Annotated in this window: 25 protein-coding genes; 8 read left to right on the forward strand and 17 right to left on the reverse strand. The window is 65.4% G+C overall.

The features are described from left to right. Positions 1–25: 25 nt before the first annotated feature. On the reverse strand, positions 26–1,135 hold the full coding sequence (locus JQ507_21260) for an efflux RND transporter periplasmic adaptor subunit (protein ID QRI67498.1): 1,110 nt from the start codon (positions 1,133–1,135) through the stop codon (positions 26–28). A gap of 160 nt (positions 1,136–1,295) precedes the next feature. Beyond that, entirely contained in the window at positions 1,296–2,510 is a 1,215-nt protein-coding gene (locus tag JQ507_21265; GenBank protein QRI67499.1) for an MFS transporter, read from the reverse strand. A gap of 296 nt (positions 2,511–2,806) precedes the next feature. Here JQ507_21265 and soxR point away from each other — a divergent pair, with 296 nt between their 5' ends. Together soxR and JQ507_21275 are read left to right on the forward strand one after the other, a co-directional pair. After that, complete coding sequence (soxR, locus tag JQ507_21270) at positions 2,807–3,283, forward strand: redox-sensitive transcriptional activator SoxR (protein ID QRI67500.1); 477 nt, start codon at positions 2,807–2,809, stop codon at positions 3,281–3,283. A 108-nt stretch (positions 3,284–3,391) separates the two neighbouring features. After that, complete coding sequence (locus JQ507_21275) at positions 3,392–3,652, forward strand: GlsB/YeaQ/YmgE family stress response membrane protein (protein QRI67501.1); 261 nt, start codon at positions 3,392–3,394, stop codon at positions 3,650–3,652. A gap of 107 nt (positions 3,653–3,759) precedes the next feature. On the opposite strand, the gene purL is transcribed toward JQ507_21275, so the two are convergent. Continuing rightward, the gene (gene purL, locus JQ507_21280; GenBank protein QRI67502.1) at positions 3,760–6,003 is read right to left on the reverse strand and encodes a phosphoribosylformylglycinamidine synthase subunit PurL; all 2,244 of its coding nucleotides are present in this window, start codon (positions 6,001–6,003) and stop codon (positions 3,760–3,762) included. Between the two features lie 174 nt (positions 6,004–6,177). On the opposite strand from purL, the gene JQ507_21285 reads away from it, so the two are divergent. The 3 genes from JQ507_21285 to JQ507_21295 all read left to right on the forward strand — a co-directional run bounded on the left by JQ507_21285 (position 6,178) and on the right by JQ507_21295 (position 10,312). After that, positions 6,178–6,669 carry a PaaI family thioesterase gene (locus tag JQ507_21285; protein QRI67503.1) on the forward strand — a complete coding sequence of 164 codons (492 nt, stop codon included), beginning with the start codon at positions 6,178–6,180 and terminating at the stop codon, positions 6,667–6,669. Between the two features lie 275 nt (positions 6,670–6,944). Further along, complete coding sequence (locus JQ507_21290; GenBank protein QRI67504.1) at positions 6,945–9,176, forward strand: alkaline phosphatase family protein; 2,232 nt, start codon at positions 6,945–6,947, stop codon at positions 9,174–9,176. 140 nt (positions 9,177–9,316) lie between these two features. Continuing rightward, a complete protein-coding gene (locus tag JQ507_21295; protein QRI67505.1) occupies positions 9,317–10,312 on the forward strand; it encodes a DMT family transporter in 996 nt (331 codons plus the stop codon). Here JQ507_21295 and JQ507_21300 read toward each other — a convergent pair. From JQ507_21300 to JQ507_21325, 6 genes are all read right to left on the reverse strand, one after another. Next, a complete protein-coding gene (locus tag JQ507_21300; protein QRI67506.1) occupies positions 10,301–11,038 on the reverse strand; it encodes a tetratricopeptide repeat protein in 738 nt (245 codons plus the stop codon). The two genes, JQ507_21295 and JQ507_21300, sit on opposite strands and share 12 nt — an antisense overlap. A 251-nt stretch (positions 11,039–11,289) precedes the next feature. Next, the gene (locus JQ507_21305; protein ID QRI67507.1) at positions 11,290–12,255 is read right to left on the reverse strand and encodes a tripartite tricarboxylate transporter substrate binding protein BugD; all 966 of its coding nucleotides are present in this window, start codon (positions 12,253–12,255) and stop codon (positions 11,290–11,292) included. A 5-nt stretch (positions 12,256–12,260) separates the two neighbouring features. Next, positions 12,261–12,962: a phosphoribosylformylglycinamidine synthase subunit PurQ gene (gene purQ / locus JQ507_21310; protein QRI67508.1), complete on the reverse strand. Its 702-nt coding sequence runs from the start codon at positions 12,960–12,962 to the stop codon at positions 12,261–12,263. A 4-nt stretch (positions 12,963–12,966) separates the two neighbouring features. Beyond that, entirely contained in the window at positions 12,967–13,353 is a 387-nt protein-coding gene (locus JQ507_21315; protein QRI73449.1) for a hypothetical protein, read from the reverse strand. A gap of 205 nt (positions 13,354–13,558) precedes the next feature. Beyond that, on the reverse strand, positions 13,559–13,801 hold the full coding sequence (purS, locus tag JQ507_21320; GenBank protein QRI67509.1) for a phosphoribosylformylglycinamidine synthase subunit PurS: 243 nt from the start codon (positions 13,799–13,801) through the stop codon (positions 13,559–13,561). A 9-nt stretch (positions 13,802–13,810) separates the two neighbouring features. Continuing rightward, entirely contained in the window at positions 13,811–14,578 is a 768-nt protein-coding gene (locus JQ507_21325; protein QRI67510.1) for a phosphoribosylaminoimidazolesuccinocarboxamide synthase, read from the reverse strand. A gap of 347 nt (positions 14,579–14,925) precedes the next feature. Here JQ507_21325 and JQ507_21330 point away from each other — a divergent pair, with 347 nt between their 5' ends. Further along, entirely contained in the window at positions 14,926–15,249 is a 324-nt protein-coding gene (locus JQ507_21330; protein QRI67511.1) for a DUF1476 domain-containing protein, read from the forward strand. 33 nt (positions 15,250–15,282) lie between these two features. Here the strand turns inward: JQ507_21330 and JQ507_21335 are convergent, their stop codons facing one another. Further along, positions 15,283–16,227 (reverse strand): LysR family transcriptional regulator, encoded by a 945-nt coding sequence (locus JQ507_21335; protein ID QRI67512.1) that lies wholly within the window; start codon positions 16,225–16,227, stop codon positions 15,283–15,285. Between the two features lie 112 nt (positions 16,228–16,339). Here JQ507_21335 and JQ507_21340 point away from each other — a divergent pair, with 112 nt between their 5' ends. Both JQ507_21340 and JQ507_21345 read left to right on the forward strand, forming a co-directional pair. Next, the gene (locus tag JQ507_21340) at positions 16,340–17,170 is read left to right on the forward strand and encodes an isocitrate lyase/phosphoenolpyruvate mutase family protein (GenBank protein ID QRI67513.1); all 831 of its coding nucleotides are present in this window, start codon (positions 16,340–16,342) and stop codon (positions 17,168–17,170) included. Between the two features lie 203 nt (positions 17,171–17,373). Next, positions 17,374–18,804, forward strand: coding sequence for an adenylosuccinate lyase (locus JQ507_21345; GenBank protein ID QRI67514.1), 1,431 nt, complete (start codon positions 17,374–17,376; stop codon positions 18,802–18,804). 53 nt (positions 18,805–18,857) lie between these two features. Here the strand turns inward: JQ507_21345 and cynS are convergent, their stop codons facing one another. The 7 genes from cynS to JQ507_21380 form a co-directional block, all read right to left on the reverse strand. Further along, positions 18,858–19,346 carry a cyanase gene (gene cynS, locus JQ507_21350; GenBank protein ID QRI67515.1) on the reverse strand — a complete coding sequence of 163 codons (489 nt, stop codon included), beginning with the start codon at positions 19,344–19,346 and terminating at the stop codon, positions 18,858–18,860. 19 nt (positions 19,347–19,365) lie between these two features. After that, the gene (locus tag JQ507_21355) at positions 19,366–20,277 is read right to left on the reverse strand and encodes an ABC transporter ATP-binding protein (GenBank protein QRI67516.1); all 912 of its coding nucleotides are present in this window, start codon (positions 20,275–20,277) and stop codon (positions 19,366–19,368) included. A gap of 2 nt (positions 20,278–20,279) precedes the next feature. Next, the gene (gene ntrB / locus JQ507_21360; protein QRI67517.1) at positions 20,280–21,119 is read right to left on the reverse strand and encodes a nitrate ABC transporter permease; all 840 of its coding nucleotides are present in this window, start codon (positions 21,117–21,119) and stop codon (positions 20,280–20,282) included. 160 nt (positions 21,120–21,279) lie between these two features. Continuing rightward, complete coding sequence (locus tag JQ507_21365; GenBank protein QRI67518.1) at positions 21,280–22,665, reverse strand: ABC transporter substrate-binding protein; 1,386 nt, start codon at positions 22,663–22,665, stop codon at positions 21,280–21,282. Positions 22,666–22,771: 106 nt separating this feature from the next. Beyond that, complete coding sequence (locus JQ507_21370; protein ID QRI67519.1) at positions 22,772–23,650, reverse strand: sulfurtransferase; 879 nt, start codon at positions 23,648–23,650, stop codon at positions 22,772–22,774. A gap of 100 nt (positions 23,651–23,750) precedes the next feature. Further along, positions 23,751–24,881, reverse strand: a complete 1,131-nt coding sequence (locus JQ507_21375) for an acyl-CoA/acyl-ACP dehydrogenase (GenBank protein QRI67520.1) — start codon at positions 24,879–24,881, stop codon at positions 23,751–23,753. A gap of 36 nt (positions 24,882–24,917) precedes the next feature. Then, complete coding sequence (locus JQ507_21380; protein ID QRI67521.1) at positions 24,918–25,460, reverse strand: OsmC family protein; 543 nt, start codon at positions 25,458–25,460, stop codon at positions 24,918–24,920. Positions 25,461–25,650 lie beyond the last annotated feature (190 nt).

Raw genomic sequence — 25,650 nt, forward strand, 5'->3', positions numbered from 1 at the left:
CTTGCTTCGGGCGCCGCTCGCGGAGCTAGCGCCCCTTCTCCTGCGTTTCGGCCATGGTCATCTGCACGGCTGCGCCGGGCACGACGCGGAGCTGGCCTGATGTGACGATGTGGTCGCCGGGTGCAAGCCCGTGCTCCACCACGACGCGCTCGCCGATCCGCTGCCCGGTTTTGACCGCGACACCGATCGCCTTGTTGTCGCGCACGACGAGCACGCTCTCGCCGGATGCGCTGGTCTGGATCGCGGTGACCGGCACCACGATCGCATCCAGCTGCGGCGGCAGCACCACGTTGACCGTCACGAACAGGCCGGGCCGCAGCAGCCGGTCGGGATTATCGAACAGGGCCTGCACGAGGACATTGCGGGTGTCCTCGGCGACCTGCGGTTCGATGGCATTGATCTTGGCCTCGAACACCCGATCGGGGAAAGCATCGGTACGGATCGTCACCGCGCCTCCCACCTTCAGATTTGACAGGCGCTGCTGCGGAACGGTGAAATTGGCATAGAGCTGGTCGAGCGCGGTCAGCGTGGCGAGCGCATCGCCTGCGTTGACGTATTGACCGAGATTGACCTTGCGCAGGCCGATCTGGCCTGCGAACGGCGCCCGGATCGTCGTCTGCGCGATCTGCGCATCGAGCTGCTCCACCGAGGCGTCGGCCTGCTTCAGGTCTTCCTGCCGCTGTTGCAGGGTCTCCTGGGTCACGAATCCGGACGGCGCGAGCCCCTGGGAGCGCTTCTCCTGCAATTGCGCGAAGCGTCCCTTGGAGACCGCAACGGCGCGCGAGGCGCGCAGCGGCGCGTCATAGAGCTGCACCAGCGGCGCGCCCGCGGCGACGTCGGTGCCGGCGTCGAAATTGATCGCGGTGACACGCCCGGCCACTTCGGGCGACAGGATCACCTGCCGCACCGCCTGCAGCGAGCCGATCGCCTCGAGCCCGCGCGGCAGGGTTTCGGTCCGCACCACCATGGCCGCCACCGGCGTCGGCGGGGCTTCGGCGGACGGCTTGGCGACCGCTCCGCCGCCGCGCCATGCCAACAATGCAGCGGCAGCCGCGCCAACCAGGAGGACAGCAATGCCGAACGGCATTGCGCGGGCGCGCAGCGACCGGCGAGAAAAAGATGATGCGGACGGCATTTTGATTCCAGAACAGCGAACCCGACGGCTTCGCCGGGTGCTTGCCCCTTGCAAGCTCGCGGATGTTATAGAACCTCAAGCATGGTTGAGGTCAAGACCAGGCAGATTGCAGAACCTCCAATCACGGGAATTCCGACCGTCGCGTCCGCTCACATCTTCGTCATGCTGCTCGCCGCCCAGCCCTGAAGCCATGCGCTTTTGCCTGCCACACGGTGGCCAGCGCAGTCATGACGAGGGGAAGTAAAATCCACGGCAGCCAACCAGGTCCGGCCTGGTCGGTGACGAGTCCTCCGATCAGTCCTCCCCCGGCCACCGCGAGATTGAAGACCGTGACGAGGATGGATTGAGCGACGTCAGCGTGGTCACCCGCCGAATCCGCCAGTGCCGTTTGCAGCAGCGTGGGTGCGCCCCCGAAAGTCAGTCCCCAGGCCGCCACGCCGATCAGCACCAGCACGGCAGAGTGATGCGGTATCGCCAGAAGAATGGCGGCGACAGCGAAGGCAGCCAAGCTGATCAGCGTCAACGCCCGCAACTGGCGATCCACCAGAAGTCCGGTGCCCCATATGCCGACGACCGACGCCACGCCGAAGACGAGCAGGATGAGGTCAAGGCGCAGATCCGTTCCGGTCGCACCAAGGAACGGAGCGACATAGGTGTAGAGGATGTTGTGCGCGAGTATCCATGCGAACAGCACCAACAGGACCGGCCGAACCCCGGGAATGAGAAAGACAAGGCGGACGGGCAAACGTTGATGCCGGGCTTGACCAGGAAAATCAGGGACGGCGAGCCGGACCCACGCCAACAGCAACAATGCGATGGCGGACATGATGTAAAAGACGGCCCGCCAGTCGAACATCCCGCCCAGCCATGACCCGAGCGGCACGCCGAGCGAAAGCGCGATGGGTTGCCCGACGCCGACAATCGCCATCGCCCTGCCTTGCAGGTTCTGCGGAGCCAGCCGCCGCGCATAGCCGGCGACCAGCCCCCACACCACGCCGGCCGACATGCCGGCGACAAAGCGGGCCACGAGTGTCAGCCCGTATTGGGCAGAAACCGCCGTCATCGTGTTGAAGATCAGCAACCCCGCAATCGCCAGCAGGAACAGCGGGCGGCGATTCCAGCTCCGCGTCGCCGCAATCACCGGAACGGCGGCGACAACCGACCCGAGCGCGTAGAGCGTAACCGTCTGCCCTGCCATGGCTTCCGACACGCCGAGGCCAGTGCCGATCTGCGGAAGCAAACCGGCGGGCATGTTCTCGGTCATGATGGCGAGGAAGCCCGCCACGGTGAACGCCAGCAATTGCCCGACCGGAAGGCGGTCTTGAGCGCTGCCAGCCTCTAGTCTGGCGGCATGAATATTCTCTGAGACAGTCATGATTTACTCATCAGGGTGGAGAAGAAGGTGGCGATGTCGCCTTCGCATTGACCGGCGGCGAGGATGTTCGGCCGGTCCGGCAGGCGCGGCGGGGACGGCGACCAACAAGCAGGCAATGCGAAGCAGCACTGCGCGAGCACGCAGCGGCGCGCGCGAAGGAGATGACGCGGACGGCATTTCGATTCCAGAACGGCGAGCCGGCGGTATCAGCCGGATGCTTGCTCCTGCAAGCTGCCGAGTGATATAGAACCTCAAGCATAGTTGAGGTCAACAGGCCGAACACAGGATCGTCCGCGATGGTGCCAGCCACCGAGCTTTCAGTCGGCGAAGTCGCAAGGCGCAGCGGGCTCGCAGTCTCCACTCTTCACTTCTACGAGACCAAGGGGTTGATCGCGAGCCGGCGCACCGGCGGCAATCAGCGGCGTTATCCGCGCGGCGTGCTGCGGCGGATCGCGGTGATCCGGATCGCCCAGCGCGCCGGAATTCCGCTGGAGGAGATCAGGCAGACTTTTTCCGCGATACCACTGGAGCGCGCTCCGACGCTGCGCGAGTGGGAGCGCGCGATGCGGAACTGGACCGCTGCGTTGCAGCAGCGGATCGACGATCTCACTGATCTCAGGGACAAGCTGTTCAGCTGCATCGGCTGCGGCTGCCTGTCGCTGACTGATTGCCCGCTACGCAATGGCGAGGACAGGCTCGGCACCCAAGGCCCCGGCCCGCGCGTCCTGATCACTGCTGCCGAACGCCGCCAGCGGCGCAAGCGGCAGGGCTGAGACCGGACGCCACCACCGACAAGTTGCGCACAACCTGCCATTGGTCACATGCCATCGGGTGATTCTCGGTTATGCTGGCCGGACTGCTTGACCCTAGGGAGTCCCAGAATGAACGACCCTCAAGTTGGATGGATCGCGGCAATCATCGTCGGCGGATTGGCCGGCTGGCTCGCCGAGATGTTCATGAAGACCGGAACCGGCATCTTCATGAATATCATCCTCGGCATCGTCGGCGCCGCGCTGGCGAACTGGCTGTTGGGTCTGCTTGGCGTATCGCTCGGCGGAGGATGGATCAGCTATCTGATCGCCGGCTTCATCGGCGCCGTCATCATCATCTTTGCGTGGCGCGCGATCCGCGGCGCAACCTAGCGCTTGATCCAAAAGGATCGCGCCCGGACATAAGACAATAGCGCGATGATGGGTTCATCGCGCTATCAAGATTGCTGCTTCGCGCCACAGCGCCTGATCCATCCGGATCAGGCCGCGCCGTTGCGCATGTAATTCGGCAGCCAGTGCTCGAAGGCGCGAGCGAGCGTCTCCACCGCAACCGGCGCCTCGCCAGCCACTGCGATGGCATCGCCACCGGTGGTGCCGATACGTGCGCAGGGCACGCCTGCACCCTTCATCTTCGCAAGCACGAGACCGGCATCCGCTGCCGGCACCGTGACGATGTAGCGGGCCTGATCCTCGCCGTACCAATAGGCATGCGGCACGATCGAGGACGGCGCCGCCAGCAGCTGCGCGCCGATACCGCTTGCGATCGCCATCTCGGCCAGCGCGATCAACAGGCCACCGTCGGAGACGTCATGCACCGCGGTCGCGGTGCCGGCGCGGATCATGCCGCGCACCACGTCGCCGTTGCGCTTCTCGGTGGCGAGATCGACCGGCGGCGGAGCGCCCTCCTCGCGGCCGCAGACGTCGCGCAGATAGACCGATTGGCCGAGCCAGCCTTGGGTGTCGCCGACCAGCAGAATCGCCTCGCCCGACGCCTTGAACGCCAGCGTCGCCGACTTGGTGAAGTCGTCGAGCAGCCCGACGCCGCCGATCGAGGGCGTCGGCAGGATGCCGCGGCCGTTGGTCTCGTTGTAGAGCGAGACGTTGCCGGACACGACCGGGAAGTCCAGCGCGCGGCAGGCCTCCGAGATGCCCTTCAGGCAGCCGACGAACTGGCCCATGATCTCGGGCCGCTCGGGGTTGCCGAAATTGAGATTGTCGGTGATCGCGAGCGGCCGGCCGCCGACCGCGGTGATGTTGCGCCAGGCCTCCGCCACCGCCTGCTTGCCGCCCTCGAACGGATCGGCCTCGCAATAGCGCGGCGTGACGTCGACGGTGAGCGCAAGCCCCTTCGGCCCGTCCTCGACGCGGACCACGGCGGCATCGCCGCCGGGACGCTGCATCGTATTGCCGAGGATGACGTGGTCGTACTGCTCCCACACCCAGCGCTTCGAACACAATTCGGGCGTGCCGATCAGCTTCTCCAGCGCCGCGGTGATGCCGAGCGGCGGCTCGACGTCCTGGCCGCGGATCACCGGCAGCGCGTTCGAGGCGACATACGGACGGTCATAGACCGGCGCCTCGTCGCCGAGCTCCTTGATCGGCAGGTCGGCCATCACGTCGCCGCCATGCTTGACGACGAAGCGCTTGGTCGGCGTGGTGTAGCCGACGATGGCGAAATCGAGCCCCCATTTGCGGAAGATCGCCTCGGCCTCCTGCTCCTTCTCGGGCTTGAGCACCATCAGCATGCGCTCCTGGCTCTCCGAGAGCATCATCTCGTAAGCGCTCATGCCGGTCTCGCGGGTCGGCACCGCGCTGAGGTCGAGCTCGACGCCGAGGTCGCCCTTGGCGCCCATCTCGACCGCCGAGCAGGTCAGGCCGGCCGCGCCCATGTCCTGGATCGCGATCACGCAATCGGCTTCCATGATCTCGAGGCAGGCTTCCAAAAGCAGCTTCTCGGCGAAGGGGTCGCCGACCTGCACGGTCGGGCGCTTCTCCTCGGAGGCGTCGTCGAATTCGGCCGAGGCCATCGAGGCGCCATGGATGCCGTCGCGGCCGGTCTTGGAACCGAGATAGACGATCGGCATGTTCACGCCGGAGGCCGCCGCGTAGAAGATCTTGTCGGCATCGGCGAGGCCCACCGCCATCGCGTTGACCAGGATGTTGCCGTCGTAGCGGGTGTGGAAGCGCACCTGGCCGCCGACCGTCGGCACGCCGAACGAATTGCCGTAGCCGCCGACGCCCGCGACCACGCCGGACACCAGGTGCCGGGTCTTGGGGTGCTCCGGCGCGCCGAAGCTCAGCGCGTTCAGGCAGGCGATCGGGCGGGCGCCCATGGTGAAGACGTCGCGCAGGATGCCGCCGACGCCGGTGGTGGCGCCCTGATAGGGCTCGATGTAGCTCGGGTGGTTGTGGCTCTCCATCTTGAAGACCACGGCCTGGCCGTCGCCGATGTCGATCACGCCGGCATTCTCGCCGGGGCCCTGGATCACCCAGGGCGCCTTGGTCGGCAGCCCACGCAGATGGATCCGGGACGACTTGTACGAGCAATGCTCGTTCCACATCGCCGAGAAGATGCCGAGTTCGGTGAAGGTCGGAACCCGCCCGATCAGCTTGAGGATGCGCTCGTACTCGTCCGGCTTCAGCCCGTGGGCGGCGACGAGTTCGGGGGTGATCTGGGGCTCGTTCTTAGGATCGTTCTTGGGGTCGTTCTTGGGCGCGGTCATGGGACCCTTAATAGGTAGATCGAACGGGGGCGAAAAGGCCTTTTACGGCCCATTTCCGGCCTGTCCAGAGCTTTGCGGCGGTTGGACCCGGCTTGGGGTCGGTACCCGGGATTTGCACAATGGGGATGGATCGGATTTAAGGACCCGAACCCGACAATTGAAGGCCCAGATTTCGTGAACGAGCTCGCCCCGACCGCACTCAACACCGCATTCAACCGCCGCCCCGACCTGCACGTCGAAACCGAGGGCGAATTCGCCGGCTGGCGAACCTGGACGCGGGACAATTTCGAGACCCATACCGGCCCGTTTTACCACCGGATGGACGAGACCGGCCGCATCTCCTGCGCGTTCCGGGTCGCCAGGAAGCACCTCAACGGCTCCGGCAATGTCCATGGCGGCTGCTTCATGACCTTCGCGGATTACTGCCTGTTCGCGCTCGCCGGCTCGGTGCTCCAGGGTCCCGGCGTCACGGTCTCGTTCGCGTCGGAATTCCTCGACGCGGCCCGCGAGGGCGATCTGATCGAATGCAGCGGCGAGGTCACCCGCGCCGGCGGCTCGCTGATCTTCGTGCGTGGCATGCTGACATCGGCCGAGCGACCGCTGTTCACCTTCTCCGGCACCATCAAGCGCGTGAAGCGCAAGGCGCCGGCGGAGCCGACAGCGTAAGCACGCGCACCTCGCTTCGCTTGAGAACACGCACGCGCCGTGAACACGCGTCGTCATCCGGCCGTTACATCGGCGCGGATTGAATCGAAGGCGCGGCTCTAGCGCGTTGTGTTCACGCGCGTTCTTCGTGTGAAGCAATGCGCACTGCAGTTGTGACGCGACGAGATGCTGTCGTTGCGTCGTCGCGCATGCGTCACATGCCCGTCAGCCAAGCTTCCGTAGATTGCCGAACGGTTTCGGTTTGTGCATTCGCGCAGCGAGCTTGGGGCATTCTCATGACATTGAAGACGTTTGTTTCCGTCACGACGGCAATGACGCTTGTCGCATCGCTGGCCTGGACCGCAACTCCGGCGCGCGCCGGACAGGACGGCGACAATGGCGATCGCGGCAGCGACTCCCGCGGGCACGATCAGGACCAGGATCAAGACCATGACGGCGGCCATCATGGTCGCAAGCCACGCGTGGTGCTGATCTCGCTCGACGGTGCAAAACCCGATTTCATCCAGAAATTCATCGAGGAAGGCGTGCTGCCGCGCGACGGCGGCCTCGCCCGGCTCAGCCGGCGCGGCGCGGTGGCGCTGCAGAACGTGACGGCATCACCGTCGCTCACCGCGGTGTCGCACATCGCGATCGCGACCGGCTCGACCGCGGTCCACAACGACATCCCCTCGAACACGTTCCAGCCGATCGTCGGGCTGATCTCCAGCAGCATCAGCGGCTTCGCGGCCCCGATCGGCGGCTACACCGAGAGCCCGCTCGGGCCGTCGGCGCACCCGACGGCCGAGCCCCTGTGGGTGCAGCTGCGCCAGCAGGGCAAGAAGGTCGTCACCGCGACCTGGCCCGGCGGCGACGGCGCCGACATCTCCATCAACAAGACCGTGGTGCAACCGGCGCAGCCGACCCGCGTGACCGACTTCACGGTCCCGTTCGGCGCATTCGGCGGCATCGGAGCCCAGGGCTTCACGCTGTCGCGCAGCGACTTCACCGCCGATCCCGGCATCGTCGCAGCGCTGCAGGCGGCAGGTCATTTCTCGTTCAGCCCGGTGCTGGTGACCTCGGCGCCGATCGAGACGTTCTCATGTTCCGCGGCTGCAACCGCGACCTGCACCAATGCGTCGACGCTTGACGTCAAATACTCGATCCGCGTCGCCGCGATCGACACCACGAACGATCGCAAGGTGAACTACGACACGCTGGTGTTCTTCGACGAGAACCGCGGCATCACCGCAGGTCCGTTCCATGCACCGTCGACCGGGCCGGCTTATGCCAGGTTCGGTGGCGAGAACGCGCCGTTCTTCTTCGAGGGCAGCGGCGCCAAGGTCGGTGCCGCCTACTTCGTCTCGGCACTGTCGCCGGACCTCTCGGTGGTGCGCTTCGCCCGCTACGGTGCCAACTACATCCCGCGCAACACGCCGGTTCTCGCCGACGTCGACGACATCAACAACAACATCGGGTTCTGGCGTGCGCAGGCCGACTTCCGCATCCCGGAGCGCCTGAGCCCGGGCTTCACCAACTTCCCCGACGTCGAGATCGAGACGATGTACGAGGACATGGTGAAGACCTTCGTGCGCTACCAGGCCAATATCGGCGAGCGTGCCATCAAGACCCATCCGGACGCCGACCTCGTGATGGTCTATATCGAGCAACCCGACGGCTCCGAGCACCAGTTCCTGCTCACCGATCCGCGCCAGGGCACCAACCCGGCGGATCCGAACTCGATCGGCGCCAACCAGGACCCCGCCAAGGTCAAGCGCTACGCCTCCTACATCCGCTTCGCTTACCAGACCGCCGACAAGGCGGTGAAGCAGGTCGCCGAAGCGGCGGGCCATGACAGCAACGTCGTCGTGGTGTCGGATCACGGCTTCGCGCCGTTCCACACCTCGGTCAACCTCACCAACATCCTGCGCAACGCGGGCATCGACACCAGCAAGGTCGGCATCCGCACCTCGGGCCCTGCGGCCGACATCTACGTCAACCTGCAGAACCGCGAGCTCGGCGGCACCGTGGATCTTGCGACCTACCGGGCCCTGGTGACGCAGATCACCGATGCGGTGAAGAACGCGGTCGATCCCAACGCACGCTTCAACTACTCGCTCAAGGAGCAGCGCATCTTCACCGTCGTCGAGACCCGGCCGCTGCAATGCGACGCCGGCACCGGACAGTGCACCAGCAAGACCGTCGGCCAGGACTATGGCGACGTGTTCGCGCTGATGGCGCCCGGCTACAATTTCGACGGCGTGCAGAATCCGGGCGTCGCACGCCAGGGCGATGCGCCGTTCAATTCGGCGACCACCGCGCTGTCGATGCCGAACTTCTACGGCGCCCACGGTCACGACCCCGAGCTTCCGGTGATGAGCGCGACATTCATCGCCGCGGGACCGCAGATCCGCAGGGATACCGTAGTACGGCACATGCGCAACATCGACGTGGCGCCAACCATCATGCGGATCCTCGGCACCACACCGCATCACGTCGATGGCGAGGTGCTGAACGAGGTGCTGCGCTAGTATCTCAGCTAAATTCCGTGCGACGGACGCCACGCGCGTCCGTCGCTTTTCACTATTGAACCACCGCCTCTAGCCTTTCGCCCTGTGGCCAAGCTACATTCGCCCCATCGCGCGACAATGCGCGAAGGGAGCCAATCAAGGTGCCGAAGAGCACAGCGAACACGGGCGGCGTGACGGCTCCCGCGATCACGCCCCATCCGTCCATATCGGCGCCCGGTGCGCGCGGCTGGCGCGACTATGCGCTGCTGCTGGCGCTGGCCTGCTGCTGGAGCTCGACCTATCCGCTGACCAAGATCGGCCTCGGCTCGATCCCGCCGGTCACCTTCATTTCCGCCCGCTCGCTGGTGGCGGCAGCCTTCCTGCTCGTCGTGCTGCGGATCCGCGGCATCCGCATCCCCACCGACATCAAGGCGTGGAAGCTGTTCGCCTTCCAGCAGACCATCAACTCGACGATCCCGTTCCTGGTGATCACCTGGGCGCAGCTCTATGTGCCGGCGTCCAACACCGTGGTGCTGGCCTCGACGACGCCGATCTTCGCCTTCCTGATCACCTGGGCGATCACGCGGCACGAGCCGGCCTCGCTGCTCAAGCTGGCCGGCGCGATCCTCGGCCTCGCCGGCACGGTCGCGATCATCGGCCTCGACGCGCTCTCGGGCTTCGGCAAGGAAATATTCGCGGAGATCGCGATCCTGCTCGCCACCATCTCGTTCGCCTGCGCGACGATCTTCGGACTGCGGTTGTCGGATTACGATCCGATGGTGGTCGCCGCCGGCTCGCTCTTGTTCGGCGGCACCGTGCTGCTGCCGGTCGCCCTGATTATCGACCATCCCTGGACGCTGCATCCGACGCCGCAGGCGCTGGTCGCCACCGTCGTGAAGGGCATCTTCTCCAGCGCGTTCGGCCTGATGCTGTTCTACATGTGCCTGACGCGGCTCGGCACGCTGACGACCAATGCGCAAGGCTATCTGCGGATTCCGATCGGCGTCGCGCTGTCGGTGATCCTGCTCGGGGAATCCGTGCCGTCGAACCTGGCACTGGGACTCGTGCTGGTCATGTTCGGCGTCGCCGCGATGACGGTGCCGGGCGATGCGGTTAAGCGGTGGCTGCGCAGGGGTAGTCGCAGCTCAAGTCGATAGCTGCTTCTCGGCGATCGAGAGCCATTCGGCCTGCGCATCGCGCAGGTATTTCGGCGCGCGCCGCATCTGGATCAATAGCTCGTTGAACACCATGCGCGCCTCGGCGGTGCGGCCGACCAGCTGCAGCAGCAGGCCATAGCGGACCCGCGCCTCAGCGCCGGGGAAGTACTGCGACACCGCCTGATACTCCTCCAGTGCCTCGTCGAGCCGACCCAGTTCGGCGAGCGAACGGGCATAGAGCAGATGCCCCTCGGCGGACTCGAAATCCGGCCAGCGCTCGCGCAAGGCGTCGAGCGTCGCCAGCGCCTCGGCCGGCTGCTTGCGGCCGAACTGGGCCTGCGCCTTGGCCAGCGCGTAAGCCGGATCGTCGCCCTGCGGCAACCCCAACACATGGTCGTAGTGGCTCTCCGCCTCCTCGAAGCGCCCGATCGCCTGGCACTCCGCGGCCAGCGCCGCGCGGTTGGCGATCGTGTCTGATGTCGCGAGCCGGTCGGACAGTTCGCGATACCGCTTCTCGGGATCGAGCCGGTTGGCGACGCGCTTGCGCGCCTGCGCGGCGCCCGGTCCGCCCCACCATTCCGGAATCAGCTCGACGACGATGTAGGCGATCGCGCCGATCAGCGGCACCATCAGGATGATGAAGGCCCACGGCTGCAAGCGCCCGGTGCGCGAGGCGTGGTAGATCAGCGTGATGTCGAGCAGCAATATGACCAATGCAACAGGCATTGCGGATCCCCGCGAACCGGACAGACCATCCCAATCGCCCTCGTCATAACGTGCCCGGCACGCTGCGACAATCCCCGGTTGCCATGCCGGCCGCGCTAGCGTGAAGAGATTGTGAAACGGAGGCGATTATCCCTGCATTGGTCGCAGACCGAACAGTCCGGGTTCACGGTTCCTATTGCGCTTCGCAGCGAGCCTTGCGCTCCTCTTCAGCGCGCTTTTCCTCTTCTGATGTCGCCTGCATTTCGGAGGCGCTACTTCTTGTCGTCGGCGAGCAGCGCGCGGTATTTCGCGACGTCGCGGGCCACGAGTTGCTGCAGCACCTCGGGCGCGAGCTCGTCGGCGTCCGGCGCGACCGTCGACAGATCGGCGAACCGCTTCTTCACCGCGTCGCTTGCGACCGCGGTGCGTGCGGCGGCGTTGAGCCTGGCGATGATCTCGGGCGGGGTGCCCTTCGGCGCGAACAGGCCGTTCCAGCCCTGCGCCTCGAACTCGGGCAGCCCGGCCTCGCTCGAGGTCGGCAGCTCCGGCAGCGAGGCGAGCCGCACCGTCGAGCCGACCACGACCGCCTTCACGAGCTTGTCGTCGATCGCCTGCGACACCGAGGCCGCGGCATCGCAGACGCCGTCGATCTGGCTGCCGATCGCATCGGTCAGCGCCAGCGCGGCGCCGCGATAGCCGACCAGCTGCACGTCGATCCCGGCGGCATGCACGAAGCTCTTGCAGATCAGATAATTCGACGAGCCGACGCCGGCATGGCCGAGATTGACCTTCCCCGGGTTCTTCTTGGCGTAGTCGATGAAGTCCTTGAGGTCCCTGGCCGGAAAATCCTTGCGCAAAGCGACGATGCCGAAGGTTTTCGCCACCACCGCGATCGGCGCGAAGGAGTCCGGCGTGAACGACAGTTTTGGATAGATCGTGTAGGTCGCGGCGTTGGTGCCGGCATTGCCGATCGCGATCGTGTAGCCGTCCGGCTCGGCGCGCGCCGCGCGGGTCAGCGCGGTCGAGCCGCCCGCGCCGCCGACATTCTCGATGATGATGCTCTGGCCGAGCGCCGCGCTCATCTGGTCGGCGACCGCGCGGGCGATCACGTCGGAGGTGCCGCCGGCCGTGAACGGCACGATCATCGTGATCGGACGCTTGGGGAAGTCCTGGGCGTGAGCCGATGTCACAAGCAGCAGAACCGCGGCTGCGGCCGCGGCAAGGTACCGTCCCAGCATGATGGCTATGCCGCCTTCTCGAACTGCTGGACCAGCCCGGCGAACAGGCCGCGGCCATCGGTGCAGCCCATGATCTCTTCGACGTGGTTTTCCGGATGCGGCATCATGCCGAGCACGTTACCGCGCTCGTTGACGATGCCGGCGATCGAATGCGCGGCGCCGTTGAAGTTGGAGGCCTCGTCGACCACGCCATCGGCCGAGCAGTAGCGGTAGAGCACCCGCCCGTCGCCCTCGAGCCGCTTCAGCGTCTCTTCGTCGGCCTCGTAATTGCCCTCGCCATGCGCCACCGGCACGCGGATCACCTGGCCGGCATTGTAGCCGCGGGTGAACGGGGTGTCGGAGCGCTCGACCTTCATGTGCACGTCACGGCAGACGAATTTCAGCCCGGCATTGCGCATCAAGACGCCCGGCAGCAGACCGGACTCGCACAGAATCTGGAAACCGTTGCAGACGCCGAGCACCAGCCCGCCCGAGGCTGCGAAGTCGCGCACGGCGTCCATCACGGGCGCGCGCGCCGCGATAGCGCCGCAGCGCAGATAATCGCCATAGGAGAAGCCGCCGGGCACCACCACGAGGTCGGTGCCTTTTGGCAGCGCGGTCTCGGCGTGCCAGACCATTGCGGTCTCGTTGCCGGAGGCCAGTTTCAGCGCTCGCGCCATGTCGCGCTCGCGGTTGATGCCGGGGAAGACGAGGACGGCTGATTTCATCGGATCACCTGGTTTTGGGCGCCAGCACGAGCTTCGCTGCGGCGGCAAACTTTGCGTAATTGTCGTTGCTGGCTTTCTCGTCGCGCGCCGAACTGATCAGGCTGGCGGAGCCTTGTCCGCCGATCAGCAAGCCGCTGACTTGATACTCGCTTGCGCCATCGGCCGTCACGGTCAGACGCCGTGCCTTGAACATGCGCGGCGTCGCCGTGCCCTTGTCGCCGTCAACGCCGAGCAGCGTAATCCGCTGTCCGGGCGTCCGCTGTTCCAGCGCCTTGATGATCTGCTCCTGCCCCGCACGGAACTGGTCGAGCGTCATCTGCTTTCCGCCGATATAGTACCGGTAGCTCACCTTGGAGCCCGCACCGCAGGACGACTGCGTGCAGCGGAACATGTGCGCATCGGAGCCGCGGCGCTCGTAGCTCCATCCGCTGACCGTGAACGGCGGCGCCTGCGTCGTGGCGGAGGGTGGCGGCGGCGCCGATTGCGCCGAGACACCGCCGCATCCAGCAACCGTCAGCAGAGCAGCCAACAACGATCGGACGACGATACGGTCACCGCCAGCAGCGAGGGTGGCTGTTGTCATCTGGCGCGCCCGGCTAGCTCAGGACCTCGACCCGGTAGTTCTCGATCACGGTGTTCGCCAAAAGCTTGTCGGCGGCGGCCTTCAATGCCGCCTCCGCCTTGGCCTTGTCGGTCGCGGCGAGCTCGATGTCGAACACCTTGCCCTGGCGAACGCTCGCGATGCCGTCGACGCCGAGCGATTTCAGCGCGCCCTCGATCGCCTTGCCCTGCGGATCGAGGATGCCCGACTTCAACGTAACAGTGACACGTGCCTTCACGATAGCCCCTTAACTTTTCACCAGCACCGGGCCGCTTCCAGCGGGCCGCTCGTTTTCGATCAGGATGCCGAGCCGCTTCGCGACCTCGGTGTACGCTTCGAGCAGACCGCCGAGATCGCGGCGGAAACGGTCCTTGTCGAGCTTCTCGTTCGACTTGATGTCCCACAGCCGGCAGGAGTCCGGCGAGATCTCGTCGGCGACGATGATCCGCATCATCTCGTTCTCGAACAGCCGCCCGCACTCCATCTTGAAGTCGACGAGGCGGATACCGATGCCGAGGAAGAGGCCGGTCAGGAAGTCGTTGACGCGGATGGCCAGCGCCATGATGTCGTCGATCTCCTGGGGCGTGGCCCAGCCGAACGCGGTGATGTGCTCTTCCGACACCATCGGGTCGTTGAGCTGGTCGTTCTTGTAATAGAACTCGATGATCGAGCGCGGCAGCTGGGTGCCCTCCTCGATCCCGAGCCGCTGCGACAGCGAGCCGGCGGCGACGTTCCGTACCACCACCTCGAGCGGCACGATCTCGACCTCGCGAATCAGCTGCTCGCGCATGTTGAGGCGACGGATGAAGTGGGTCGGCACCCCGATGTCGTTGAGGTGCTGAAACAGGTACTCCGAAATCCGGTTGTTGAGGACGCCCTTGCCCTCGATCACCTGGTGTTTCTTGGCATTGAACGCGGTCGCGTCGTCCTTGAAGTGCTGGATCAGGGTTCCCGGCTCGGGGCCTTCGTAAAGCACCTTGGCCTTGCCTTCATAAATGCGGCGTCGACGGCTCATTGGGATGTACCGTGTTTTGTTGAAATCCATGAATTTGGGTGCTCCGGATGACTTGGGGTTACGACCCACGACGGAGCTGCCGCGGAGGCCTGGAACCTGAGCTATCCAACTGGAAACAGAACAAGAACCACGCCTGTTGGCAACCTATCCGATTGGCCCATCCAGCACAATCGATAGTGCCCCCTTGCGGGCACTTATACCGCCCTATCGAAAAGGGCCGATTCCGCCTGTTTTGCCTGCGGCTTAACGGCTCGTTGTCTTGCCGATTCCTCCCAACTATCTAGGCAGGCATCGGGGCTGCCGCAACGAGCTGCGGCCCGCATTCAGCAGGGATTGGAACTTCGGCCATGAACGAGTTCAACAAGCGCGAGGAAGGTTTCGAGAAGAAGTTCGCCCTCGACGAGGAGCTGAAGTTCAAGGCGGAAGCCCGCCGGAACAAGCTGCTCGGCCTGTGGGCTGCCGAGAAGCTCGGCATCACGGGCGATGCCGCCAACGCCTATGCCAAGGAGGTGGTGGCCGCCGATTTCGAGGAAGCCGGCGACAACGACGTCCTGCACAAGGTTCTGAAGGACCTCACGGCCAAGGGCCAGCCCGCCACCGAGCGCGATATCCGCGCCAAGATGGACGAGCTGCTGGCCGTGGCGGTGGCCCAGGTCAAGGCGGGAACCTAGGTTCACGCCCCGGCTTCGCTCACCTTCGAGTTGCTACGCGCGCCGGACCTTGTTCCGGCGCGACGCGTTTGTGCCCCTTGCCTTGGTGAAGTCTGCGCGGATGATGTCGAGCAGGCGGCGCGACGCGGCGCTGAGGAAGCCGCCGTGCCGTGTCACCGCGACGACCTCGTGACTGGCAGTGAGATTGCCGACGCGGATGGTCGCGATCGCCGAGGTCCGCAGCTCCTCCGCCGCATTGCTGTGTGACAGCAGCGCGATCCCGAGCCCCGCCTCGACCAGCCGCTTCTGCGCCGTCAGGCTGTCGACCGGCGTCCATGCGACCTCGCCGAGCCCGTGGGTCAGGAACAGCGCGAACACATGGGAGGCCGTGATCTCGCGCCGGCCCGGCACCTCGGGAAAGGCGATCCACCGCTCGTCCCGGAGATCGGCGAGCCTGCCGACCCTCCGTCCCGCCAGCGGATGGTCCGGCGCGCAGACCACCTGGAGCGGCTCGGCGAACAGCACCTCGCATTCGAGGTCACCTGAGCGGTCGCGGTCGTAGCGCAGCCCGATCGTCGCCTCGCCGCGCCGGATCTGGTCGCTGACCTCGGCGCTGGTCGCCGTGCGCAAGGTCAGCGCGACATCCGGATGCCGGCGGGCGAACCGCTTCAGCACCTTCGAGAGCCGCTCGCCCGCCAGCGTGCCGGTCACCGCCAGCGCCACCGGGCCGGAATTGTCGCGCAGCAGCGCGCGCACCGCGTTCTCGGCATCCTGCGCCGCCGCCACCGCGCGCTCGGCGTAGGGCACCATCACCCGCCCTGCATCGCTGAGCCGCGTCTTGCCTCCGATGCGCTCGAACAGGGGCACGCCGAGCTCCTGCTCGAGCAGCGCGATCCGCCTAGAGATCGCCGGCTGCGAGCGATGCAGCGCCTTCGCGGCGTTCGAGATCCCGCCGCGGCGATGCACTACCAGGAACGTGTTGAGCGCGTCGCTGTCCATTCTCGCCTCATGCAAAAAGCTAATGATATCGAGAGAAATAACAAATTTGTCTGATGATCGAAACCACCCTATCGCTTGCTGCCAGTCGCTTTCCCAACCATCAGGAGTTCACATGCGCACCCAGGCAGACAAGGCAGCACGGTTTCGCGAGCTGCATCAGCGGCCCGGCGCCTTCATCATTCCCAACCCCTGGGATGCCGGAACCGCGAAACTGCTCGCTGCCATGGGGTTCGAGGCGCTCGCGACCACCAGCCTCGGGGTCGCCAACACGCTCGGGCAGTCCACCATCAGCCTCGACGCTATCATCGAGAATTGCCGGATGATCGTGGAGGCCACCGACCTGCCCGTGAACGCCGACCTCGAGAATTGCGGCGCCGATGATCCGAAGACCGCGGCAAGGGCGATCACCCGCGCAGCAGAGGCCGGCGTGGTCGGCGGCTCGATCGAGGACTCGACCGGCAATCGCGAGCATCCGATCTACGACTTCTCGCTCGCGGTCGAGCGGGTGCAGGCGGCGGTCGAAGCGGCACGGGCGCTGCCGTTCCCGTTCATGCTGACCGCGCGGGCGGAGAACCTGCTGCACGGCCGCAACGATCTCGACGACACCATCAAGCGGCTGCAGGCCTTCGAGGCGGTCGGCGCCGACGTGTTGTACGCACCCGGCGTGTACGACGCCAAGACCATCCGCACGGTGACGGCCTCGCTCGGCAAGCCATTCAACCTGGTGATGGGCTTTGCCGATCCGACCCTGACGGTCGATCAGATCGCCGCCGCCGGCGTCAAGCGCATCAGCACCGGCGGCGCGATGGAGCGCCACGCGCTCAACGCCTTCTTGCGCTCCGCCCGCGAGATGAAGGACAAGGGCTCGTTCAGCTATGTCCGCGACATGGCGCCGGTGAAGGAGGTCAGGGCGGCGTTCAACGGATCCGTTCCCGCCCCGTGATTGCGAGCAGTGCTGGCGACAATGACGTCAGCCAGTGCTGCGTGCATGCCGAAGCCGCCTCAGGTTGCCTGAGGCGGTGCGGATCACTATCTGCTAAGGTGCCGCCAACACCGCAAGCCCGGGCCGTGGTGCCTGCAATCTCGACGATCCATGACAGCTCTCGGCTTGCAGCCGGCACCAGGTAATGCCAAGAGAGCGGGATCATGTCCCAAGATCACATTTCCAACGTCCTCGCCGAACGTTATGCCTCGCCCGCCATGCGCGCCATCTGGAGCGGCGAAGGCAAGGTCCGCCTCGAACGCGACTACTGGATCGCCGTGCTGAAGGCCCAGCGCGATCTCGGAATTCCGGTTCCGGATGGCGTGATCGAGAGCTACGAGCGCGTGAAGGACCAGATCAACCTGGCCTCCATCATGCAGCGGGAGCGCATCACCCGCCACGACGTGAAGGCGCGCATCGAGGAGTTCTGCGAACTCGCCGGTCACGAGCACCTGCACAAGGGCATGACCAGCCGCGATCTTACCGAGAACGTGGAGCAATTGCAGGTCTATCGCGCGTTGCAGTTGGTCGAGACCAAGAGCGTCGCCGCGCTGGTTCGATTTGCAAAGCGCGCGCAGCAATTGCGCGACGTTCCGTTTACCGCACGCACCCACAACGTGGCGGCGCAGGTCACGACGCTCGGCAAGCGCATCGCCATGTTCGGCGAGGAAACGCTGCTGGCGCATCAGAGCCTGGTCAATGTGCTTCAAACCTATCCCGCGCGCGGCCTGAAGGGCGCGGTCGGCACCCGGCTCGACCAGATCACCCTGTTCAATGGCGATGCCGGCAAGGCGCGCGCACTCGAACAGCGCATCCTCGTTCACCTCGGCCTGCCGAAAGCCCTTGATGCCGTCGGCCAGGTGTATCCGCGCAGCCTCGACTTCCGTGCCGTCAGTGCGCTCACCGAGCTTGCCAGCGGCCCCGGCAATTTCGCCAAGACCATTCGCTTGATGGCGGGCCACGAACTCGCCAGCGAAGGCTTTGCCAAGGGCCAGGTCGGCTCCTCGGCGATGCCGCACAAGATGAACAGCCGCTCCTGCGAGCGCATCAACGGCCTTCATGTGATCCTGAAGGGCTATCTCGCCATGGCCGCCGGGCTCGCCGGCGATCAGTGGAACGAAGGTGACGTCTCCTGCTCGGTCGTCCGCCGCGTGATGCTGCCCGATGCCTTCCTCGCCATGGATGGGCTCCTCGAAACCTTGCTCACCGTGCTCGATCAGATGGACGTGTTCGAGGCCGTGGTCGCGACCGAGCTCAACCGCTATTTGCCCTTCCTGCTGACCACCACGGTCATGATGGAAGCGGTCAAGAAGGGCGCCGGCCGCGAAAGCGCCCACGAGGCGATCAAGGAACATGCCGTCGCCGCCATCGGCGACCTGCGGACCGGCAAGATCGTGCAAAACGATCTGCTGCAGCGCCTCGCCGCCGATCAGCGCCTTGGCTTGAGCGAGGCCGAGCTGCAGCTTGTGCTGGACCAGGGTCGCGCCAACTCCGGCGACGCCGCCGCTCAGGTCGATTACTTCGCCGAGCAGGTCGACGCCCTGGCGAGAGCCAAGCCCGACGCGGCGAGCTATGCGCCACGCGCGATTCTGTGAGGTCGGAGGGAAGTTCCGAGCGCGCGGCGTGAAGCAGTCGCGCCGCCCTGCTCTCACTCCTCCTTGAAGCCGTATTCCGGCACGTTGCCGCTGGCGCCGTAATATTTGTACGGCAGGAACTTGCCGCTCATGGTGATCTTGACGCGGTCGCCCTTCGGATTGGCGACGCGCTCCATCGCCATGTCGAAGTCGATCGCCGACATGATGCCGTCGCCGAACTCCTCCTCGATCAGCGCCTTCCATGCCGGACCGTTGACCATCACCATCTCGTAGAAGCGGTAAATCAGGGGATCGGTCGGCGGCATCGCCGTGCCGGTGCCGCGCATCGGCACCTCGTTGAGCATCGCAGTCTCAGCCTTCGACAGCCCGAATAATTCCCCGGCGTTGGCAGCCTGCGGTTTTGTCAATTTCATCTGGCCGAGAATTGCGCCGACGATCAGGACTTCGGAATAACCGCCGATCTTCTCGCAGATATGCTTCCAGCTCCAGCCCTTCTCGCGCTTGATGTCGAGCAGCTTTTCGGTGAGGTCTTCGCGTTTCATCTGGTTTCCTCCTCAGGCTTCAGCGCGCAATGCTCTGCGCGGGATTGGGTTCGACGACGCGCGGCGGCGAGACGATCACCGGTTCGCCCAGGCCGGGCCGCACCGTCGGCACGTGGCGCGGATCGTGTCCGGTCACCTCGGCCGCAAAGCTCTTGCTGCGGCTGACCAGGAAATCGACGATATGGTTGCGCAGCGCGTAATAATAGGGGTGGCGGTGCAGATCGATCCGGCCGCGCTCCTTCGGCAGCGGATTCTCGACGATCTCGGCCAGCACGGCGCCAGGGCCGTTGGTCATCAGGAAGATCTTGTCGGCGAGGAAGATCGCCTCGTCGACGTCATGGGTGATCATGAAGGTGGTCTGCCCGGTCTCCAGACAGATGCGCCGCACCTCGTCCTGCAACGTGCCGCGGGTCAGCGCGTCGAGCGCCGAGAATGGCTCGTCCATCAGCATGATCTTCGGCGTGATCGACAGCGCCCGCGCGATGCCGACGCGCTGCTTCATGCCGCCGGACAGCTCCGACGGATGCTTGTGCTCGGAGCCGGTGAGCCCGACCAGATCGATGAACCTTTGCGCGTGGGCCTTGACCCGGGCGCGGTCCCATTTGCGCCATTTCGAACTGACGGCGTAGCCGACGTTGCCGAGCACGGTGCGCCATGGCAGCAGCGCGTGGCTCTGGAAGATCACGGCGCGGTCGAGGCTGGTGCCCTCGATGCCCTGCCCGTCGACGATCACGGTGCCCTCGCTCGGCTGGTCGAGGCCGGCGAGGATGTTGAGCACCGTGGTCTTGCCGCAGCCGGAATGGCCGATCACGCAGCCGAACTCGCCGCGTGCCATCGACAGCCAGAAATTCTCGAACACCGTGGTGGTGCCGCCGCCCGCGCCGGGATAGCGCCGCGCGATGCCCTCGATGGAGATGAACTTGTCGGTCATCGCTACTCCGGAAATGTCACCATGCGCGTGAACCGCGCCAGCACCTGGTCGAGCAGCATGCCGACCAGACCGATCAACAGGATCGCGATGATCACATTGGTGATCGACAGATTGTTCCACTCGTTCCAGACGAAATAGCCGATGCCGGTGCCGCCGACGAGCATCTCGGCGGCGACGATGACGAGCCAGGCGATCCCGATCGAGATCCGCATCCCGGTCAGGATCGTCGGCGCTGCCGCCGGCAAGATCACGGTGAAGGCGCGCCTGACGGTACCGACTTCGAGCGTCCGGGCGACATTGATCCATTCCTTGCGCACGCCGACGACGCCGAACGCGGTGTTGAGCAGCATCGGCCACACCGAGCAGATGAAGATGACGAAGATCGCCGAGATCGAGGAATCCTTGATGGTGTAGAGCGCAAGCGGCATCCAGGCCAGCGGCGAGATCGGCTTCAACACCTGGATGAACGGATCGAGCGCCCTGCTGATCAGGGGCGACATCCCGATCAGGAAGCCGAGCGGGATCGCGACCATGACGGCGATCAGATAGCCGAGCCCGACGCGCGCGATCGAATAGCCGAGCTGGATGCCGAGGCCCTTGTCGTTCGGTCCGTTGTCGTAGAACGGCCGCTTCAGATGCTCCCACAGCTTCGCCCCGACATCGAGCGGTCCGGGCATCGCCGACTTGCCCTGGGTCGCGGTCAGCCCCATCAGCTTCGCATACTCCGGGCTCATGTTCGCCACAGCGCCCGTGCCGCGGGTCGCCAGGTGCCAGGCGGCGAGGAAGGTCGCGAGCAGCACGACGGAGACGATCGCGGCGCGGAAGCGGAGGGACAGCCTCATTCGGCGCGCCCTCTCAACCCGTCGTCCCGGCGAAGGCCGGGACCCATACGCCGCGCCGCCTCGGTGGGGCACGCGGGGAGACGCCGTGCACAAACACCGACGGTCGTGGTTATGGGTCCCGGCCTTCGCCGGGACGACGTGGATAAGCCGGTGCCTACCTTCACGACGACTTCCTGATCTTGAAGCTCGCGAGATAATCGTCGGGCTTGGCCGGATCGAAGCTCTTGCCCATCACCGAGAACGATTTGTAGGCGGTTGCCGGCGGCGAGAGCCCCATCTCGACCATCACCTTCTTCGTGTCGGTGGCAAGGTAGACCTGCTCGGCCACTGCCCGGTAGTCGACCTCGCCCTTGATCTGGCCCCAGCGCTTCATCTGGGTCAGCATCCACACCGCGAAGGATTGCCAGGGGAACGGATCGAAATCGACCCGCTTGGCGTCGGTCTTCACGCCGCCAAGGCCGTCGGCATAGGTGCCGGTCAGCACCTGCTCCAGCACCGTGACCGGCGCGTTGATGTAATTGGCCGGCGCGATCGCCTCCGCGATCTGCTTGCGGTTCTCGGCCTTCGCCGCATAGCCGGTGGCATCGACGATCGCCCGCGTCAGCGCCGCGAACGAATTCGGCGCCGCGGTGATGAACTCGCGGCTCGCGGCAAAACTGCAACAGGGATGGCCATCCCAGATCTCCTTGGAGAGGATGTGCAGGAAGCCGACACCGTCATAGATCGCGCGCTGGCAGATATTGTCCGGCGCGAGGAAGCCGTCGATGTTGTCGGCGCGTAGATTGGCGACCATCTCCGGCGGCGGCACCGAACGGAGTTGCACGTCGGTATCCGGATCGAGCCCGTGCTCGGCAAGATAATAGCGCAGCAGATAATTGTGCATCGAATAGTCGAATGGAATGGCGAACTTCATGCCCTTCCAGTCCTTTGGATCGCGCCGATCCCTGTGCTTCATCGCCAGCGTGATGCCCTGCCCGTTGATGTTCTCGATCGCGGGCACCGTGAACGGGATCGCGTTGGCCCCTAAGCCAAGCGAGATCGCGATCGGCATCGGCGCCAGCATGTGGGCGGCGTCGTATTCCTTGTTGATGGTCTTGTCGCGAATGACCGCCCAGCCGGCGGTCTTCACCACCTCGACATTGAGCCCCTGCTTGGCATAGAAGCCGAGCGGCGCCGCCATGATGATCGGGGTCGCGCAGGTGATCGGGATGAAGCCGATCTTGAGGTCCTTCTTCTCCGGCGACCCTGCTTCGGCGAACGCCTCCGTCGCCGTCTTCAACGGGAAGAATTGCGACAGTGCGGCGAGCGCGGTCGCAGCCCCGACCGACTTCAGGAAGGCGCGGCGTGCGACATCCTGCGGAAACACCGCCCGCATCACCGCGGAGGCAACGATGCCTTCGTACCGCTTCTCCTCACTCACGACAGGCTCGCAGCGCAGCGGGCGCGCGGCATGATCGTGCTCGGCGGCCGAGCGATGCAGCCCGCAGGCGCAGCCCGATCGCACCAGCGCGCGGTCGGCGTCGAAGGGATCGTCTGACATGGACATGCTGCGCCCCATTGTCGCACCGAAACGAGGAAAGCTCCGCGATCCGGTTCATTGATCGGCGTCCGGCCGCGTTTTGCGCCGCCGGACGCCGACAAACATGCAGGTTCTATGCCGCCTTGCCGGTCACGACGGCTGCGGTCGGCAAGCCTTCGTCGATCGGCAGCGCCGGATCGCGCGACCACTCGTTCCAGGAGCCGAAATACATCCGCACGTCCTTCACGCCGGCGTTCTTCAGCGCCAGGAAGGTGTTCGACGCGCGCGCCCCCTTGAAGCAGTAGAGATAGACCGGCGTGGTCTGCGAGATGCCGACGGTGGCGCATTCGGCAAGGATCTCGTCCTTCGACTTGAAGCGCGGGCCCTCGCCGGTCGGCTTCATCATGCGGTACCATTCCAGCCACACCGCGCCGGGAATGCGGCCCTTGCGCGGGCAGAAATCCTTCCCGTAAGGCGACGAGCTTTCGCCGATCCACTCGTCGACGTCGCGCACGTCGAGGATCGCGACGCCCGGCTTGCCGACCGCAGCCAGCATCGCCTTGGCGTCGATCATGATGTCGCCGGCCTCCGGCACGATCGCGAACGCAGCCTTCGCCGGCACCGCGACGTCGGTGGTGACCGGCAGGTCCGCCGCCTTCCAGGCATCGAACCCGCCATGCAGGACCTTGATCTTGGGATAGCCCAGCATCGCCAGCAGGTAATAGCCGCGGCAGGACTGGCCGAAGCCGGAATTCATCGACTGCTCGTAGATCACGGCGGTCTCCTTGCCGGACAGGCCGGCGGCGCCGAAGGCATCGGCGAACTTGGTCTTCAGCGCGTGCATGCCCTCCGGCGTCGAGGTCGCGAGGTAAGTGAAGATGTCATGCACATTGACCGCACCGGGCAGATGTCCCGCCGCATAGGCATCCGGATTACGCGTGTCGATGATGACACACGGTTCTTTCTTGACGAGCTCGGCAAGTTCGCCGGCGGTGATCAGAACGTCCGTCATGGCAGCCTCTCCTGTTGCATGGTTGCTAGTCTTGGTGGTCCCGAACTTGTTTGAGCATGATCTCTTCGGAAAACCGGTCCCCGCTTTTCCGGATCATGCTTCAGCCGTCCGCCAGCATCTTGCGCAGCTGCTTGGTGGCGGGCGTGACGATGGCGACGAAATAGGCTTCGCGAAGCCTGCGCTGGGCGCGGTGGCTCATCAGGTAGCCGCGCGCGCCGCAATGGAGCATCGCCGCATGCGCGACCGCGACGCTGGCATCGCCGATGCGCAGCCGCAGCGCGACGACCCTGCGCCAGTAGCTGTCATCGCCATTGTGGGGATCCTGCGCCAGCGTCATCGCCTCCTTCTCGAACTCGGCATAGAGCTCGCGGAATTGCAGCGGCTGCTGCGGCAGATAGCGGTTGATATGACCGAGCGGCGCATGGACCTCGTCCATGATGTTGATGCAGTCCCGCATCAGCCCGAGGCCCATGCCGACTTGCAACAGGATGAATCCGGCACGGACCTTCTTGACGAAGGGTGCAGCCGGCTCGGCGAGGATCAATTCACCCGGCACGAAGACGTCGCGGAACTGGACGCCATAGGTACCCGTGCCGTCCATCGCCAGGAACGGCTTGCACGGCGTCAGCGTGATCGCGGGATCGGAGCAGTCGGCAAGGAACATCACCGTCTCACCAGCCTCGCCGCCTGCGATGCCGTCGTCCTCGCGCTCGAAGATCGTGCCGAAGTAATGGCCGGGCCCGAGGTTCGACACCCACGGCAGCGCGCCGCGAACGATGTAACCGCCGTCGACCTTGCGCCCCCTGAGCTTCAGCCGCTCGATGCCGAAGAAGCTCTTCATCGGGTTGGAGAGCCCGGTGCCGCCCAGCACCCGCCCGCGGGAGAAGCAGTCGCCGAAGCGCGCGGCGAGCTTCAGATTGGTGGAATTGGCGACGTACCAGACCAGCGTGTTCTGGCACCAGGCCATGAAGGCGGTGGCGCCGCAGACCTCGCCGATCGCGGCCATCGACTGGATGGCCCAGCGCAGGTCGGCCGGGCCTTCCAGCGGCACGTGGCTGCTCCACGCGCCGATTTCGCCGAGCCGCCGCAGGAATTCGCCGGGATAGACCGAGCCGGCATCGATCGCGGATGCAAGCGGCGCCAGTTCCTGACGGGCGAGGCGCGCGACCTCGCCCGCGATCGTCGGTGCGGGATCTCGCGTTGCGACCCGCGATATTGCCAGTGAGCTCATGGATGATCTCCGCACCTTGAATTGCCTGCCAGGCGCCTAGGCGCTGACCTCGAGATTGACGGGGCGCGTGAAGGTGTTGGCGACCGGCGACCACTTCTTCACATGCGCCACCAGGGCGTCGATCTCGTCCTGTGCGACGCCTTCGCACTCCATGTCGACCTTGACGCGGACGTCGGTGAAGCCGACCGGCTTCTCACTGACGTCGCCGGTGCCCCATACCGCTGTGATGTTGAGGTCGCCCTCGAGCTGCAGCTCGAGCTTGTTGACGATCCAGCCGCGATGCACGGCGTTGGCGTGCAGGCCGACCGCAAGGCAGGAGCCGAGTGCGGCGAGCGAGGCCTCCGAGGGATTGGGCGCGGTGTCGTCGCCGAGCAGGCCCGGCGGCTCGTCGACGATGTAGGGCGCGAGGTTGCGGATGTAATTGGCGTGACGGAACTTGCCCTCGGCCACCGTCTTGCACTTCAAGGTCTTGACGACCTTCGGGTTGGCCTTGCCGTTGGCAATGAGCTGCTCGAGCCCGCCTCTGTCGATCGGCGCGAGACAGCCGGTCAGTGCGGTTTTTTGAGCGACAGCGGTCATCAGTTTTCTCCCTAGGGCGATGGAAATGGTCAGGATACCGAACGGTCTGTTTCCTGCACGAAGCGTGCCAATCATGCCCCAGGTCAAAAGACGAAATTCCGCAGACGCTTAGGCGCGCCTGCCTGCCGATTGACCAGGGCGCTGCTGCTCAATCGCCAAGCAAATGCCGCGCGCCGGCGATTATTTTCAG

The organism is Bradyrhizobium sp. PSBB068, from assembly GCA_016839165.1.
Taxonomy (GTDB): domain Bacteria; phylum Pseudomonadota; class Alphaproteobacteria; order Rhizobiales; family Xanthobacteraceae; genus Bradyrhizobium.